The sequence below is a fragment of the Streptomyces sp. SID486 genome (assembly GCF_009865385.1).
Classification (GTDB): domain Bacteria; phylum Actinomycetota; class Actinomycetes; order Streptomycetales; family Streptomycetaceae; genus Streptomyces.
In genome coordinates, this window is sequence record NZ_WWJT01000046.1 from 1 (window position 1) to 243 (window position 243).

1 protein-coding gene is annotated in these 243 nt (G+C 74.1%); it reads right to left on the bottom strand.

What is annotated here, in order from left to right; translation table 11 throughout:
* Positions 1 to 243: beta-ketoacyl synthase N-terminal-like domain-containing protein (locus GT045_RS01985; RefSeq protein ID WP_272921383.1), on the bottom strand; the 243-nt coding region annotated here is incomplete at both ends.

Consider the following 243-nt stretch of genomic DNA (forward strand, 5'->3'; position numbering starts at 1 on the left):
GAGCGTCGGGCCCTCCAGGCCCAGGGTGTAGGCGACCCGGCCGGAGGCCACGCTGCCGAGGCTGCCGTTGCCGAGGTAGTCGCGCACGGAGTCGGGGACGCGGTGCAGCCGGCTGCCGTAGTCGTGGTACATGACCCCGGCGAAGACACCGGTGCGGGTGCCGCGTACGGCGTGCGGGTCGATGCCGGCCCGCTCCAGCGCCTCCCAGGACGTCTCCAGCAGCAGCCGCTGCTGCGGGTCCAT